Source organism: Salinivibrio sp. VYel1 (assembly GCF_009377945.1).
GTDB classification, from domain to species: domain Bacteria; phylum Pseudomonadota; class Gammaproteobacteria; order Enterobacterales; family Vibrionaceae; genus Salinivibrio; species Salinivibrio siamensis.
Genome location: NZ_RSAM01000006.1, coordinates 128,486 through 144,543, shown reverse-complemented (window position 1 = coordinate 144,543; position 16,058 = coordinate 128,486). Strand labels below are relative to the sequence as shown.

Annotated in this window: 16 protein-coding genes, 1 pseudogene and 1 other annotated feature; of the genes and pseudogenes, 13 read left to right on the top strand and 4 right to left on the bottom strand. The window is 50.1% G+C overall.

The window, feature by feature from the left end:
* Positions 1-4: 4 nt before the first annotated feature.
* The 5 genes and pseudogenes from EHW58_RS07670 to EHW58_RS07650 form a co-directional block, all read left to right on the top strand.
* Positions 5-1,507 (top strand): annotated as a pseudogene (locus EHW58_RS07670) (inactive transglutaminase family protein); the annotation flags it as partial.
* Positions 1,508-1,553: 46 nt separating this feature from the next.
* Positions 1,554-2,561 carry an alpha-L-glutamate ligase-like protein gene (locus EHW58_RS07665; protein ID WP_152795825.1) on the top strand — a complete coding sequence of 336 codons (1,008 nt, stop codon included), beginning with the start codon at positions 1,554-1,556 and terminating at the stop codon, positions 2,559-2,561.
* A gap of 150 nt (positions 2,562-2,711) precedes the next feature.
* A complete protein-coding gene (locus tag EHW58_RS07660; protein ID WP_172970018.1) occupies positions 2,712-3,224 on the top strand; it encodes a VC2046/SO_2500 family protein in 513 nt (170 codons plus the stop codon).
* A 258-nt stretch (positions 3,225-3,482) separates the two neighbouring features.
* The gene (locus EHW58_RS07655; RefSeq protein WP_152795749.1) at positions 3,483-4,130 is read left to right on the top strand and encodes an SDR family NAD(P)-dependent oxidoreductase; all 648 of its coding nucleotides are present in this window, start codon (positions 3,483-3,485) and stop codon (positions 4,128-4,130) included.
* Between the two features lie 194 nt (positions 4,131-4,324).
* Entirely contained in the window at positions 4,325-4,579 is a 255-nt protein-coding gene (locus tag EHW58_RS07650) for a hypothetical protein (RefSeq protein ID WP_152795747.1), read from the top strand.
* Positions 4,580-4,718: 139 nt separating this feature from the next.
* Here the strand turns inward: EHW58_RS07650 and EHW58_RS07645 are convergent, their stop codons facing one another.
* The 3 genes from EHW58_RS07645 to adhE all read right to left on the bottom strand — a co-directional run bounded on the left by EHW58_RS07645 (position 4,719) and on the right by adhE (position 8,086).
* A complete protein-coding gene (locus tag EHW58_RS07645) occupies positions 4,719-5,009 on the bottom strand; it encodes a type II toxin-antitoxin system RelE/ParE family toxin (RefSeq protein WP_152795745.1) in 291 nt (96 codons plus the stop codon).
* Positions 5,002-5,244, bottom strand: coding sequence for a type II toxin-antitoxin system ParD family antitoxin (locus EHW58_RS07640; RefSeq protein ID WP_152795743.1), 243 nt, complete (start codon positions 5,242-5,244; stop codon positions 5,002-5,004). Before EHW58_RS07640 ends, EHW58_RS07645 begins: the two co-directional genes overlap by 8 nt.
* A 112-nt stretch (positions 5,245-5,356) precedes the next feature.
* Complete coding sequence (adhE, locus tag EHW58_RS07635; protein WP_255424393.1) at positions 5,357-8,086, bottom strand: bifunctional acetaldehyde-CoA/alcohol dehydrogenase; 2,730 nt, start codon at positions 8,084-8,086, stop codon at positions 5,357-5,359.
* A 562-nt stretch (positions 8,087-8,648) separates the two neighbouring features.
* Between adhE and EHW58_RS07630 the strand changes: the two genes are divergently transcribed.
* Both EHW58_RS07630 and EHW58_RS07625 read left to right on the top strand, forming a co-directional pair.
* Entirely contained in the window at positions 8,649-9,287 is a 639-nt protein-coding gene (locus tag EHW58_RS07630) for a YchE family NAAT transporter (RefSeq protein WP_046075349.1), read from the top strand.
* Positions 9,288-9,396: 109 nt separating this feature from the next.
* The gene (locus tag EHW58_RS07625) at positions 9,397-10,245 is read left to right on the top strand and encodes an ion transporter (protein ID WP_046075348.1); all 849 of its coding nucleotides are present in this window, start codon (positions 9,397-9,399) and stop codon (positions 10,243-10,245) included.
* Positions 10,246-10,363: 118 nt separating this feature from the next.
* Here the strand turns inward: EHW58_RS07625 and cysS are convergent, their stop codons facing one another.
* Positions 10,364-11,764: a cysteine--tRNA ligase gene (gene cysS, locus EHW58_RS07620; RefSeq protein WP_152795739.1), complete on the bottom strand. Its 1,401-nt coding sequence runs from the start codon at positions 11,762-11,764 to the stop codon at positions 10,364-10,366.
* Between the two features lie 286 nt (positions 11,765-12,050).
* On the opposite strand from cysS, the gene EHW58_RS07615 reads away from it, so the two are divergent.
* The 6 genes from EHW58_RS07615 to hisG all read left to right on the top strand — a co-directional run bounded on the left by EHW58_RS07615 (position 12,051) and on the right by hisG (position 16,054).
* Positions 12,051-12,575, top strand: coding sequence for a MarR family winged helix-turn-helix transcriptional regulator (locus tag EHW58_RS07615; RefSeq protein WP_077578098.1), 525 nt, complete (start codon positions 12,051-12,053; stop codon positions 12,573-12,575).
* A 143-nt stretch (positions 12,576-12,718) separates the two neighbouring features.
* Positions 12,719-13,216: a peptidylprolyl isomerase gene (locus EHW58_RS07610; RefSeq protein ID WP_077578097.1), complete on the top strand. Its 498-nt coding sequence runs from the start codon at positions 12,719-12,721 to the stop codon at positions 13,214-13,216.
* An 83-nt stretch (positions 13,217-13,299) separates the two neighbouring features.
* Entirely contained in the window at positions 13,300-14,034 is a 735-nt protein-coding gene (gene lpxH, locus EHW58_RS07605; RefSeq protein WP_152795737.1) for a UDP-2,3-diacylglucosamine diphosphatase, read from the top strand.
* A 29-nt stretch (positions 14,035-14,063) separates the two neighbouring features.
* Positions 14,064-14,540 (top strand): YchJ family protein, encoded by a 477-nt coding sequence (locus EHW58_RS07600; RefSeq protein WP_152795734.1) that lies wholly within the window; start codon positions 14,064-14,066, stop codon positions 14,538-14,540.
* A 94-nt stretch (positions 14,541-14,634) separates the two neighbouring features.
* Complete coding sequence (locus tag EHW58_RS07595) at positions 14,635-14,841, top strand: hypothetical protein (RefSeq protein WP_046075342.1); 207 nt, start codon at positions 14,635-14,637, stop codon at positions 14,839-14,841.
* 143 nt (positions 14,842-14,984) lie between these two features.
* Positions 14,985-15,123: a sequence feature (His leader region), on the top strand.
* Between the two features lie 34 nt (positions 15,124-15,157).
* Positions 15,158-16,054: an ATP phosphoribosyltransferase gene (hisG, locus tag EHW58_RS07590; RefSeq protein ID WP_077606935.1), complete on the top strand. Its 897-nt coding sequence runs from the start codon at positions 15,158-15,160 to the stop codon at positions 16,052-16,054.
* Positions 16,055-16,058: the final 4 nt, after the last annotated feature.

The window sequence follows — 16,058 nt, the reverse complement described above, 5'->3', positions numbered from 1 at the left end:
CGATATGGTTTCACGGGTTCCTTTTTATTTTTTGATTGGCTTTTTGGTCGTCGCTGGCATCGCACTCAGTGCCTACCGCCATCTTGTTTATGGCGTGCCATGGCTGGCAGATGAAACGCGCCAAGTGTGGCAAATCGAGGCCAGAATCAATTTTGATGCCACCAACGGGCCGGTCAAAGTCAGCTTGGCCGCACCTGATAGCCAACCCGGTCTGACCCTGATTGATGAAAGCACTTCATCGGCCGGGTACGGGTTTTCCTTGCTCGATACAGAGCATGGCCGCCAAGCACAATGGTCGGCACGTCACGCCAGTGGTGAGCAAACCCTTTATTTTAAAAACCAGATGCTGGTCGATGACAGTGCGCGCTACACTATGACCCCACCAGAGGATGACGCGGTGGCGACGCCTGTCATGGATAATGCGGCTAAAAACGCCGCACTCGCTTTGCTTGACCGTGCTCGTGCTCGCTCTGCCGATAACATTACTTTGACCCGCGAGCTGATCAAGCAGCTTAATAGTCCTGATAGTCAAAACGCGGCGCTGCTGCTCAACACACTGGATAAACCCGACGCCCTACGCAAAACCTTGGCCCTTGAAGGCATTCATGCGCGCGTAGTGGGCGGTTTAGAGCTTGAGGATGGCCGGCGCCGCCAAAGTATTTCCCCCATGTTGCAAGTGTGGCAAGACAGTCGCTGGCACTTGTTTGATTTAGTCAGCGGCCAAAATGGCCATCACGATAACACGCTGTTATGGAACCAGCATGGCGGGCCGCTGCTAGAAGTTATGGGCGGTGAGCACAGCCAGGTGCATTTCTCCATCATTTCGCAAGACATCAGTCCGCAGCAGGCCACCTCGGCCAAGGTGTCGGCCGACGATTTGCTCAACTTCTCCATCCATAGTTTGCCCATTGAAGAGCAGGCAATGTTCAAAACCATCATGCTGATCCCAATCGGTGCGCTCATTGTGGTGTTCTTGCGGGTGATTGTGGGACTCAAAACCTCTGGTACTTTTATGCCAGTGCTCATTGCCGTCGCCTTTGTCCAAACCCAGCTCATCACCGGTATCGTGGGCTTTGTGTTGATTGTGGGCACGGGGCTGGTGATCAGAAGCTACTTATCGCGGCTCAATTTACTCTTGGTAGCACGAATATCGGCCGTGATTATTACCGTGATCCTGATTATTTCCGTCTTTAGCGTGATTGCTTTCCACATTGGCTTAATGGAGGGACTCACCATTACCTTCTTCCCGATGATCATTTTGTCGTGGACCATCGAGCGAATGTCGATTTTGTGGGAAGAAGAAGGAGCGAAGGAAGTGGTGATTCAAGGTGGCGGCTCACTGCTCACTGCCGTACTGGTATATTTAGCGATGACCAATGATTTGATTCGCCATCTCACCTTTAACTTTATTGGCCTGCAGCTGGTTATCCTTGCACTTATCTTGCTACTGGGTAATTACACGGGCTATCGCTTGTCTGAACTCAAGCGCTTCCGCCCTTTAGCGGAACCGAGTAATAAGCCACTTGGGTTAGCTACCACCACAGGAGGCGATGATGCGCAAACTCCTCGATAAGCTAGCCTCTCCGTTTCGGCTTAACCAAGCGGGGATCATGGGCATGAACCAGCGCAACATTCGCTATATTGGACGTTACAATGATCGGCGTTTGTATCCATTGGTTGATGACAAGCTACAAACCAAACTCATCGCCCAACAAGCGGGGGCCACGGTGCCTGAACTGATTGGGGTGATTGACAGCCAAGCGGATGTCAAACGCATCCACGCCATGGTCGCCAATTGGCCCGGCTTTGTGATTAAGCCTGCACAGGGCTCTGGCGGAAAAGGCATCTTAGTGGTGACAAAAAACCACCAAGGTGTCTATACCAAAGCCTCGGGGAAAGCGGTCAGCCATAATGATGTGGAGCGCCATATCACCAATACCTTGGCAGGCCTTTTCTCGCTGGGAGGCAAAGCCGATGTCGCCGTGGTCGAAAACTTAATTGCGTTTGATGATAGCTTTCAAGGATTTAGCTATGAGGGTGTGCCCGATATCCGCGTGATTGTTTTTCAAGGCTACCCAGTGATGGCAATGATGCGTCTATCGACCTCGGCGTCTGATGGCAAAGCTAACTTACACCAAGGTGCCGTCGGCGTCGGGTTAGATATTGCGACAGGTAAAGCACTAAAAGCAGTCCAGTTTAATCGCCCTATTACGCATCATCCAGATACCCATCAAGATCTCTATACCCTTAAAGTGCCTCAGTGGCAGCAGCTTCTTACCCTCGCCGCCAGCGCATGGGAAATGACAGATTTGGGTTATATGGGCACCGATATGGTGCTGGATAAAGATAAAGGTCCAATGGTACTGGAGCTCAATGCTCGCCCAGGCCTCGCCATTCAAATTGCCAATGGATGTGGCCTGCTTCCGCGTCTTGCCCTAATCGAATCGCTGCCACCTTGTCGCTACCCGCCTTTACCGGAAGACCGGGTGGCGTTTTCGATGCAGCATTTTGCGGGTCAGAGCACGCAGCCCTTGCAACCCAGGCTTGCGGAGGCAGGATGAGTTGGTACAGCGCTCACTCGACCTTATAGGAGACATGGTCACCAGCCAAAGATATTTAAGCCAAACCAAAGAAAAGCGTTAAAGTTTCTCGTCTGCTGCCGATAGCCTAGTTATTACCGTATCGACCACGTCATAACTAGGGTAACCACAGTGACTATCCATACCATCGACAAAGCGCAGCTGATTAGCGACGTTCAGTTTGGGGACAACCTAAACCATGCGGTGGTACAAGGGCGTCGTTCCGACTTTGCCCTGATGATGGCGCTATTGTCTGGTGATGCCAACGAGTCGACCCCGCTGACGCCGATTGATGCGCCCGTCAGCAATGATCATGTGCTCCGTCAGCAGTTCCAACTGCCCGACCCACAACCTCTTGCCGCCAGTAATGAAGAAGACTATCAACGCGCCAGTGCGCAAGCCGATGCCTTTCATCGAGGCGGCATTGCCAGCGCCAACCTGCGCTTTCAGCTTGCCCCCGCGGCCATGCATTATCCCCCTCAAGGTACACACGGTTTTGACGAAGCGGTCTATCATAATTTATCTGGCCACGAGCGCCGTCATTTGACCGATACCGAGCCCAAGCGCCCTGCGTATAACCCCGCCACTTTGTATGAAAAGCTCACCACCTCACATTGCTTTGATAAAATGCGTGTGAGCGCATAATGCGTCAGATCGCAAGTCGATCTTGATGACATTTATTGATCCTTTATCAAACTGTGATCCTCTATAGATTCCCGATATTCTTTTTGCCATTCCACCTGACGTTTTTAGTCTTTTTTTCGCAGTCCTCGTATTTATGGTCCAGTATTACATTCCCATGCCTGAATAAGGTGTGAGTAAGCTGTCACTTTCTCGTGACTTGCTTGGGTAAATAAATGCATCATGTTGTTTTAATAGACTGATAATTATGAGGAAACTCTCATGAAGATCGATAGCGCAGTGGTCGTCATTACCGCAGGTGGTTCACCGTCTGGACGCGCCATGGCTGAGCATTTTTGCTCGCTTGGCGCCAACGTGGTGCTGCTCGATACCGAGTGGCCAGCGCTGCGCTTAAGTGCCGATCAATGCCGCAACTATCCGGGGCGCGTTCAGCCTATTTGTTTAGCTGACCATGAGCCTGAATCTATTCACGATGCGTTCAGCCAAGTTACTCGGCTTTTTGGTGGCATTGATGTGCTCATTAATCATTGGCAAGGGGATATCCTGCCTAAGCTTTTCGACAGTGATAATCAATGGGACACACCCAAAACACTCAGTGATACCACATCACAATACTTTTTGGTCGTCCAACGTGCAGCAGAATGCATGCAGCAACGCGGCCGGCCAGGTGTGATCATTAATGTCGCGGGCACTCATCTCACGCCCGATACGGTTGCCAACGCCATGATTGGCGGTTTGACCCAGCGGTGGGCCAAAGAGCTTTCCGCGCTGAAAATTCGTGTCGGCGGTATTGTCCCGCGTCACCGAAGCCAGCCGAGTCGCGGTGTCGATGATGAGTTTATCCGCAATGCCGAGTACATCGTCTCCAACGATTCTTTTACCGGCCGGTTGTTAGAGGCAAGTGGATAGAAAGATCTAGGTCCTAGAATCCTAGGGCCTAGGAACACAGATGACTGAATACAGAGTACCGAAAGAGCAAACGCCCCGATGCGAGTAAGGCGCAGGTCTCTCTGTATTCCGTAAGCGAAGCGCTCCGTATTCCCATTCCCGAATACCGACGACGGAATACAGAGTACAGAAAGAGCAAAACTCCCGATGCCAGTATGCAGCAGTCCTTTCCGTATTCCGTCAGCGAAGCGCTCCGTATTCAAGATCCCGAATATCGCGTAGGCCGGAAAAGCGCCATTACGATGTATACCTCGTGCATTGATGTGCCCTGCGCGCCTCCGACTCCGGGGCCAACGATTAACCCCGATCGTGACTGGCGCAGTGCAACTGGCGCCCGTTGGCAATGTGTACCTATCCATCATCGTGCCGGGGCTTGTGTCATCGTCGCCAATGGTACCATCGATGTATAAATCAGGCGTAGGAAGTGCGGATAGATGGTTTTGTCACGACTTCTGTTCAGGGTTCGAGTTTTGTATGCGTTCCCACGCAGGAGCGTGGGAACGAGTAACAAGGGATTAATTTATCGATATACGAGGCATGTTCTCGCATCTATCGACTGAAATGCAACAGAGGGTCCATTTGATGATGAAGAATACGAATAATATATATGCCGTCTGATTGAGGACGATAATAAATGGCATGTTTGGCATGATCGTGACACCGAAGTCCATATGCAATTTTTAGACATTCATGTCCCATTAAAGGCTGATCCGCTATCGTAAGCAATGTTTGATGAAGAGCATTCGTGTAATCGTCTGCTTGTTCGACACCAAAGTTTAACAAGGTATATTCAAAGATTTTCTCAAAGTCTTTCGCAGCACGATTGGAAAGTTTATACATTATGTTTTTGCTTTACGCTTGCAGCGATATCGTGAAGCGATAAGCCACACTCGCCACTCTTTTCACCTTCCTCAATAGCAACTTTAAGGGCAGAGGTCTGCTGCTCTTGCCTTTCTAATAATCGTAATGCGGAATCGACAACTTCATCAGTCGTGCCATAGCGACCAGATGCAATCAGCTGGCTAACAAAGTCATCGAATTCTGATCCAATCGTCACACGGGTTGTTCTTGGCATGCCTTCATCCTTACATCAACACGTCTCATCATAAGGTTAAGCAATCACGTGGATAAAATCAAAAAGACCCGCCGGAGCGGGTCTTTGTCGTTAAGCGGTGACCTAGGTTAAATTAGGCGTCTGCTTTTTCGTCTTTTTTCGCTGCTTTCGCGGCTTTAGTCGGCGCGGCGGCTGGCTGGTCATCTTTTTTCTTGATAACCGTGGTGCCTTCGAAGGTTTCACCTTCCATGTAAGGCTTACCGTAGTAAGACGCAACCAACACTTCTTTCAGCTCTTTGATGAGTGGGTAGCGTGGGTTAGCGCCTGTACATTGGTCATCAAACGCTTCTTCCGCAAGCTCATCCAGTTTGGCCATAAAGTCCGCTTCTGGTACACCGGCTGCCTGAATTGAGACTGGGATATCCAGTTTCAGCTTCATTTCTTCAAGCCATGCTAGCAGGCGCTCGATTTTCTGTGCGGTACGGTCGCCGTCTTGTGCCAGGCCAAGGTGGTCAGCGATTTCTGCATAACGACGACGTGCTTGTGGACGGTCGTACTGCGAGAATGCCGTTTGCTTGGTTGGGTTGTCATTGGCGTTGAAACGTACCACGTTGGAAATCAGCAGCGCGTTCGCCAAACCGTGTGGCAAGTGGAACTCAGCACCGATTTTGTGCGCCATTGAGTGACACACACCCAAGAAGGCGTTAGCAAATGCGACACCGGCAATGGTGGCACCATTGTGCACTTTCTCACGTGCAATTGGGTCGTTTGCGCCGTGCGCATAGCTCGCTGGCAGATAGTCTTTCAGCAATTTCAGCGCTTGCAGTGCTTGCCCTTCTGAATATTCGTTAGAAAGGATAGACACATAGGCTTCCAGTGCGTGGGTAATCGCATCGTAACCACCAAAGGCTGTCAGTGACTTCGGCATGTTCATCACCAGGTTGGCATCAACAATCGCCATTTGTGGTGTCAGCTCGTAGTCGGCCAGTGGGTATTTCGCCCCAGTTTCATCGTCCGTTACTACCGCAAACGGAGTCACTTCTGAACCGGTGCCTGATGTGGTTGTCACACAAACCAGCTCGGCTTTTTTACCCATTTTCGGGAATTTGTAGATACGTTTACGGATATCCATAAAGCGCATCGCTAGCTCTTCAAAGGCTGTCTGTGGGTGCTCATACATAACCCACATGATTTTCGCCGCGTCCATCGGTGAACCACCACCTAGGGCAATAATCACGTCTGGCTGGAAGCTCTTCATTGCTTCCGCACCTTTGCGCACCACGCTTAAGGTTGGATCCGCTTCTACTTCGAAGAAAGTACTCACGTCCATGCCTTGCGCTTTAAGCATTGACTCGATTTGCTCTGAATAACCGTTGTTAAACAGGAAGCGGTCAGTCACGATCATCGCGCGTTTCTTGTCTTCTAGGTCACTCAGTGCGATTGGCAAGCTGCCGCGACGGAAGTAGATAGATTTTGGTAGTTTGTGCCACAGCATATTCTCAGCTCGCTTCGCTACGGTTTTCTTGTTCATCAGGTGTTTAGGCCCAACGTTCTCAGAAATTGAGTTACCACCCCATGAGCCACAGCCCAATGTCAGTGATGGTGCAACGTTAAAGTTGTACAAGTCACCGATACCACCGTGCGTGGTTGGAATATTGACTAGGATACGAGCCGTTTTCAGGCGGTCACCAAAGTATTTGATGCGGTCTTGGTTCACGTCTTGGTTAGTATATAGGCCAGAGGTGTGGCCGATACCGCCCATTTCTACCATTTTGCACGCCATATCGACCGCGTGCTCAAAGCTCTTGGCACGGAACATACCCAAGGTTGGCGAGAGTTTCTCGTGAGCAAACTCTTCTTCGATGCTGATTTCCAGCCCTTCACCAATCAAGATTTTAGTGTCTGATGGCACGCTTACACCGGCCATGTCTGCAATCTTAGTGGCAGGTTGGCCCACGATATCAGCGTTAAGGTTACCGTTGATAAGTAGTACCTTACGCACTTTATCGGCGTCTGCTTTGCTCAATACATGGCCTTTGTGCGACGCAAAGCGTTCTTTCACTTCATCGTACACTTCGTCCATCACGATAACCGCTTGCTCTGACGCACACACCACGCCGTTATCGAAGGTTTTTGACATCAGTACAGACGCGACAGCACGTTTAATGTCCGCGGTTTCGTCGATAACTACAGGCACGTTACCCGCACCCACACCAATCGCAGGTTTACCTGATGAGTATGCCGCTTTCACCATGCCTGGGCCACCGGTCGCCAGAATCAGGTTAATGTCGTCGTGCTTCATCAGTGCGTTAGAAAGCTCGACTGAAGGTTGGTCAATCCAGCCGATGATGTCTTTCGGTGCGCCCGCAGCCACTGCTGCATCGAGAACCAGTTTCGCGGCATCATTGGTCGAGTTTTTCGCACGTGGGTGTGGCGAGAAGATGATGCCGTTACGCGTTTTCAGTGAGATCAGTGATTTGAAGATCGCAGTAGAGGTTGGGTTAGTGGTTGGCACGATACCGCAGATAAGGCCAACGGGCTCGGCGATAGTCATGGTGCCGAATTCGTCATTCTCTTCGAGAATCCCGCAGGTTTTGTCGTCTTTGTATTTATTGTAGATGAACTCAGAGGCGAAGTGGTTTTTGATAACCTTGTCTTCGAGGATACCCATGCCTGACTCTTCAACCGCTTGTTTCGCCAGTGGGATACGCGCGTTGTTTGCAGCCAGAGATGCGGCACGGAAGATCTTATCTACTTGCTCCTGTGAATAGGTCGCAAATTCTTGTTGTGCCTTTTTGACACGCTCAACCATCGCGTTGAGTTCAGCAATATTAGTGACAGGCATAGTCGTCTCCTGGTTCATATTTGAAAATCATTTAGTAATTGCTTAACGCCGCGTCTTTGCTTACTAAGCCATGTTTATCTTTGGTTAGTGTTGCCATTCGGTGCGTGGCATTTAGTAAATAACTTTCAAAACTGAGTATAAGTTTTCACAGCATGAGTAACTTGATCTCGATCAGTTGTTATCAAATCAACCGCAATAAACTTTACGCTTAACCCCCACAGTTACTGGGTTTAATATTTTTGTAGCACAGAATGTATGTGTCTAAAATTTTCATCACAGTAACATGTTTTTTACATGGCAAGACAAGTCTATATGTCGATACTGTATGTAAATTTCAACAAAACGCCTGAAGACGGTTGTTTATATCCACGACACCGACCCTCAGTATAGTTTGCCGTGCGAAAGTTGCATGACGACAAATCGTTTGAGTGAGCCATCTTAAGTTGGTTCAAAACGTGCAACCATTGCATGCAGAAAATACATGGCTGAGTGGTTGGTTTTTAAACTGATATCGCTATACTGGCGCCATTGATTAAACCCGAGAGAAACTGGACTTCCTCACAGCATTACGAGAGTCACCATGGCCGCTTTCGACACCATGATTTTTGTGCAGTTTTTTGTCGGGCTTTTTGCCGCCGTTAACCCTATCGGTATCATGCCCGTTTTTGTCACCCTCACCGTACATCTTGATAAACAAGAACGAAACCGCACGGCATACACCGCAGCCATCGCGGTGGCGATCATATTGATTGTTTCTCTGCTTGCCGGTCAGATGTTGCTGGATTTGTTTAGTATTTCCCTCGACTCATTCCGGGTGGCCGGTGGCATGTTGCTGCTCAGTATCGCTTTTACCATGATGAACGGTAAGTTGGGTGAGGGTAAGCAAAACAAGCAGGAGCAATCCGAAACCATTAGTCGTGAACAAGTGGGCGTCGTGCCGCTGGCAATGCCGCTGCTCGCCGGGCCAGGTGCGATCAGCTCAACCATTGTGTATGGCTCTCAATACCCAGATACCTGGAGTACGATTACATTAATCACCACCCTAGTGCTGTTCTCTGCAGGAATCTGGGGATTATTTAAAGTCGGCCCTGCAGTAGTGAAATTTTTAGGCCAAACGGGTATCAACGTTATTACGCGGATCATGGGTCTTATTCTGGGTTCATTAGGCATCGAGTTTATCGCCTCTGGCATGCGCGCTTTGTTTCCTGGCCTTAACTAAACGCGCGGTCATCCCGCGCAGCGCGTAGTACTAGCAAACCGGCACGCAGGCAGTTGCCGTGCCGGTTTTTTGCGGCTCAATCATGGAAGGTTTATAGCAAGGTAAGCGAATGAATAAGTCACAAAGCCGTCTTCAACATTATCTCTACACCACCATCTTTGGCACCGAGACGAAGCACGGGAAAGCATTTGATTTGGTGCTAATTGTGATGATCTTGGCCTCGATGGTGGTGTTGATGCTGGAATCCATTGCTAGCTTTCACGCTCAATGGTCGCAATGGCTCTATTGGATTGAATGGGGCTTTACCGGCATCTTTACCATCGAGTATTTACTGCGCCTTTATTGCTCTCCGCGCCCGTCTGCTTATGCGCGAAGCTTTTACGGCGTGGTGGATTTACTCGCAATTTTGCCCACCTATATCGCGATTTTTGTCCCAGGGACGACTTACCTGATGGTGGTACGCCTATTGCGGGTATTGCGTATTTTCCGTGTTTTGAGGCTGATGCGCTTTTTGGAAGACTCCAACATCTTGTTACGCTCGATGATGCTGTCATCGCGCAAGGTGATGATTTTCTTCTTCTCCGTGGCGATCCTAGTCACCGTCTTCGGCGCACTCATGTACGTGATTGAAGGGCCAGAGAATGGCTTTACCAGTATTCCCTATGCCATCTATTGGGCGATCGTCACCCTCACCACCGTCGGCTATGGCGATATTGTGCCGCAAACCGATATTGGCAAGGCACTCGCGTCTTTCACCATGTTGATGGGCTATTCGATTATTGCCGTGCCTACCGGGATTATCACCGCCGAAATCGGTCAGCAGATGTCACTACATCGCAACTTGGTAAAATGCCCTAACTGCTCAAAAAGCGGCCATGAGTCCGACGCCTCATTTTGTAAGCATTGTGGCAGTGAGCTGCCAGAAGCCGATAAGCGCGTGGTTACACCTGGGCTGTAACACTGGCTTCACGTTGATTGGTACGGCAGTCGCTGCGAGTAAAAGCACGAGATACCGATAACAAAAAACGGAGCTAGTCGGCTCCGTTTTTAGTGGCTCAATGGCAAATAACAGTCGCTTACTTACGGCGCCAAGTGGTGCCTTGCGGGCCGTCTTCCAGCACAACACCCATCGCGGTGAGCGCATCACGCGCGGCATCGGCGCTGGCAAAGTCTTTGGCTTTACGGGCATCGTTCCGTTTTTGAATGAGCGCCTCGATTTCAGCCACTTCATCATCAGCCCCTGCATCGCCTTGCAAGAAGCTATCGGCATCTTGCTCGAGCAAACCAAGAATCGACGCTAACTTGCGCATTTGCGCGCCCAGCGCGGATGCCGCCGCCTGATCATCGCCGCGCAGTCGATTAATCTCTCGAGCCATATCGAATAGCACCGAATAGGCCTCTGGGGTATTGAAGTCATCGTTCATCGCCGCTTCAAAGCGTGCCACGTATTCATCGCCACCGGCAGGTACGGCCTGTGTGTCTAAACCGCGAAGCGAGGTGTACAGACGCTCAAGTGCTGAACGGGCTTGATTGAGGTTTTCATCGCTGTAGTTCAACTGGCTGCGATAGTGACCGGACAGCAAGAAATAACGCACGGTTTCGGCATCATAATGTGCCAATACATCACGGATGGTGAAAAAGTTCCCCAAGGACTTGGACATCTTTTCACGATCAACCATCACCATGCCGCTGTGCATCCAGGTATTGACATATGGGGTGTCATGGGCGCAGCAAGACTGGGCAATTTCGTTCTCATGGTGCGGGAACTGCAAATCAGAGCCGCCACCATGAATATCAAAATGTTCGCCCAAGATCGCAGAGTTCATTGCCGAGCACTCAATGTGCCAGCCAGGGCGACCTGGCCCCCACGGGGATTCCCATGTCGGCTCGCCAGGTTTGGACATTTTCCACACCACAAAGTCGAGAGGACTGCGCTTGGCTGTTTCAACATCCACACGGGCACCCGCTTGCAGCTGATCGAGGTCCTGCTTTGACAGCTTGCCGTAATCATCAAATTTGGCCACTTCAAACATCACGTCGCCATTATCTGCGACATAGGCGAAGCCGCGCTCAATCAGCTTTTCTACCAGTGTGATGATTTCGTCGATGTAGTCAGTCGCACGTGGCTCGATATCTGGGCGTGCCATGTTTAAAGCATCAAAGTCTTGGTACATTTCACCGATCAATCGCTCGGTCAATGCGTCACAGCTCTCGCCATTTTCCGCCGCACGCTTAATGATTTTGTCATCGATATCCGTGATATTACGGACAAAGGTCAAATCAAAGCCCAAGTAGCGCAAGTAGCGCGCAATCATGTCAAACGAAACAAAAGTACGCCCGTGACCAATATGACAGAGATCGTAAATCGTCACCCCACACACATACATGCCAATTTTTCCCGGCGTGATGGGTTGAAAGACAGCTTTATCTCGCGTCAGTGAGTTGTAGATCTTTAACGGGGGGGTTTGCGTCGACATAATAATTTGATGACTCGTTACAATAGTGACAATGAGTAAGGTGAAGCAGCTATTACACCTTTTCTACTGGCATGACGCAAGCCTCTCACGCCGGCCAAGGCCTGTGAAACATTAAGACTGGGCTCACAAGTTACTACTAAAACCGAGATTATCGCTTGAGCTTTTTAAGTCTATTCATTTATTTTTCAATAAAGAATCTTTATCGATAAGTATTTATTGGGCAAACTGGCCCATTGACTGATTGGCACTCACCGATCTTATTGAGACTAACCGATGTGGCAGAATCATGACTGATAACGCAACCCCTTCCGCTCTACAAGAGGACAAAGTTGACCTCATCTTACGCCAATGGCACGACGAGCGCCCAGATATCGACCCCAGCCCGATGGCGATCACGGGCCGTCTCGCGCGGGTTTTGGGCAATATCAATCCCAAACTGCAACAAGTATTTGGCCAATATAACCTCAACCCTGGGGAGTTTGATGTGTTGGCCTCCCTACGTCGTGCAGGCTCGCCCTATACATTAACACCCAACCAGCTGCTCGATGCCTTGATGCTCACCTCGGGCGCAATGACCAACCGTATCGATCGCCTCGAGCAAAAAGGCTTAGTGTCTCGCAGCCCTGATCCCAACGATCGCCGTGGCGTCTATGTCTCACTGACAGACGCGGGTATGGGATTAATCGATAAAGCGGTGACGGATCATACCAACAATTTACACCAACTCTTGGCGGGTCTCACCGCCGATGAGCAAGCCGAACTCGCCGTGTTGCTTAAAAAATTACTCGCACATGTTGAGCCCGTGTCTTAATCGCTTTTTCCCGGCTCGCCTGAGATAAGGACGACTCAGGAATGATGATTAATTCCACATCCAGGGGATCTTTGCTTGATCAGCGAGTACTTTCGGCTAAAATCTGTGATCCTTTTTAGCCAAGCCAATGACAGGATTACATCATGGTGACTCTTCATACCACGTTCGGTGACATCAAACTTCGCATGTTTGCAGACGAAGCACCGGCTACGGTCGAGAACTTTTTACAATACTGCCGTGACGGCTTTTACGACGGAACCCTGTTCCACCGCGTGATTGACGGCTTTATGGTCCAAGGCGGTGGCATGGCCTCTGGCATGGAAGAAAAAGCAACCCGTGCGCCAATTAAAAACGAAGCTGATAACGGCCTCAGCAACTTGACGGGGCGCTTGTCGATGGCTCGCACCATGGAGCCGCACTCAGCAAGCTCGCAATTCTTTATCAACGTCAATGACAACCTGTTCCTCGATCACAAAGCTAAAACGCCAGATGGCTGGGGCTACTGTGTATTCGCAGAAGTGGTTGACGGCATGGATGTGGTCAACAAGATCAAAGGTGTTGCCACCGGTAACTGGGGTTATGTTCACCAGGACGTCCCGGTCGAAGAAGTGTTGATCAATAGCGTGACTATTGAAGACTGAAGTGACACTATCGAGCAAGGGTAGCCAAGGCTACCCTTTCTTTTTCGTCGCGACCCGCTTTCTATTAATGATAAAACCAACGCATGTCTCATACCCTCTTCATTGCTGATTTACACTTAAGCCCGACGCGGCAAGATATCACTGACTGCTTCGAACGATTTATGAAGCAAGAGGCGATAAATGCCGACGCCCTGTATGTTCTGGGGGATTTATTCGAGGTTTGGATTGGTGATGACGACAACAGCCCGTTTCATCGACAGATTAAAGCGGCGTTTTCCGCGGTGACTGAGCAAGGCGTGCCAGTGTACTTTATTCATGGCAATCGTGATTTTTTAATTGGCCAACGCTTTGCTAGAGAAACCGGCGTAACGCTGTTAAGCGAGCTTGAGTGCATCGATTTATATGGCACCCCCACCCTGATCCTGCACGGAGATACCTTGTGCCTCGAGGATGTTGATTATCAGGCATTTCGACGCAAAGTCCACCAGCGCTGGTTGCAGCGACTATTTCTGAGCCTACCACTGACGTGGCGCCGCAAGATTGCGGCCAAAATGCGCGCGGGCAGTGCCAATGCCAACCAACAAAAGTCAACCTCCATCATGGATGTCACGCCGCAAGAGGTGCAGCGCCAGTTGGATAACGCCAATGTACGCCATATGATTCACGGCCACACCCATCGCCCTCATATCCACCAGTGGCACCAACACGGCACCGAGTACCGACGTATTGTGCTAGGCGATTGGTATCAACACGGCTCTGTGTTGGTGTGCAATGAACAAGATTGTGACTTGCAAACCCGCGACTTTACCCATTTTTAAACCGTTCAGCGACTGGTTAAGAGATAGTTATGCAAACTGATTTATGCCCTTGTTGCAGCCATAAACCCTATCAAGATTGCTGCGCGCCCATTCATCAGAACCCCGCCAATGCTATCCATCCGGAGCAATTGATGCGTGCACGTTACAGCGCACACCCCAAAGGCTTGGTGGATTTTATTGTTGAGACCTACCACAGTGAATGCGGCGCCGAATCGTTTCGTGATGACATCACCAACATGACCCAGCACCAGTGGCAGTCGCTCGAGGTCGTAGATAGCGAGGTGTTGCAACAAGGTGAACTTGGCTTTGTCACCTTTAAAGCCCACTTTATCGCGCACGGCCAGCCCCAATCTCTGCATGAGCGCTCTCGTTTTGTCAAAGAGACGATCGATGGACAGCGTCAGTGGCGATATATCGATGGTGTGTTTCCCGGCCATGTCAAAGCGGGGCGCAACGATCCCTGCCCGTGTGGCAGCGGACGTAAGTTTAAAAAGTGTTGCGGCTAGTTTCTTTCACCCTCTGACCAAAAGCTGGTCAAAAATCAATCAAGAATTCTTTTCCTTGGTCGATACTGATAGTAAGACCAGAGGAGGATGAATCATGAATTGGCTCGGCAATCTCAGTCCCGTGTATCGCACACCACATGCACCGCCAACTAAAGTATGGGCAATTCGAAAACAAGCCCATATTGAAGAGCGCAAGCAGCGTCGCTTAGATGACCCATCGGATCACCATGCGTCGCCGCAGGCCGAAAAAGAGAGCGCGCCACGCAAAAAAGATGATGGCTCGCTGGATGTTTATGTCTAGGCGTCGCCGCTTGTCATGCTAGGCGGTGAAAAAATCTCCATGTTTGTAGTTGCAATCTAAGCTGACTTTGATATTGTCAAAAAAGAAACGAGATTGACCAACGTAAATGGACATCAAAAAATGACTTCATCGCTAATGACAATGCATCACCACCATCATCCTGACTAGTCTTTCGGGAGGAATGGTTTCGACTGGAAGACGAGTAAAAAGCGCTTCCGTCGGTCATTAGCCAGCTAACAGATTCAGACCCTCGGGAGCACCGTCTTCCGAGGGTTTTTTCTTTTTTAGCTTTTCATTTTTAGACAAGGAAGCACACATGCAAACACAACGCTTACGTATCGCCATCCAAAAAAAGGGCCGCCTCGCCAAGGAGTGCCAAGAGCTGCTTAAACGCTGCGGGGTAAAAATCAATTACACCGGTGAGCGTTTAGTGGTCCACGCCGAAAACATGCCCATCGATCTGCTGCTGGTCCGTGACGATGATATCCCGGGCCTTATCATGGACGGCGTGGTTGATTTAGGGGTGATTGGCGAAAACGAATTAGAAGAAGTACGCCTTGAGCGCATCAAGCTGGGCGAGCCGAGCCAATATCAACTGCTGCGCCGACTCGATTTCGGCGGCTGCCGTCTCTCTATCGCCCTCGATAAAGACCAAAGCTATAACGGTCCACAAGATCTGGCCAGCCAACGGATTGCCACCACCTACCCCAATATTCTCAAAGCCTATATGGACAAACAGGGGGTAAACTTTAGCACCTGTATGCTCAATGGCTCCGTCGAAGTCGCGCCGCGTGCGGGACTAGCCGATGCGATTTGTGACTTAGTCTCAACCGGTGCCACCTTAGAAGCCAATGGCTTGAAAGAAGCCGAAGTCATATTCCGCTCAAAAGCGGTATTGATCCAGCGTGAAGGCAGCTTCAGTGAAGAGAAAACCGCATTGATTGAACGCTTGCTCACCCGCATGCAAGGTGTCATCCAAGCCAAAGAGTCCAAATACATCATGCTCCACGCGCCCAGCGAAACCTTAGAGCAAGTGGTCGAGCTACTCCCCGGCGCGGAAGATCCCACCATCTTACCATTAGCCCACGAAAAGAGCCGTGTCGCGGTGCATTTAGTCAGTACCGAAAATCTGTTCTGGGAAACCATGGAAAAACTGAAGCAGTTGGGTGCAAGCTCAATTTTGGTCCTGCCGATTGAAAAGATGATGGAGTAAATCA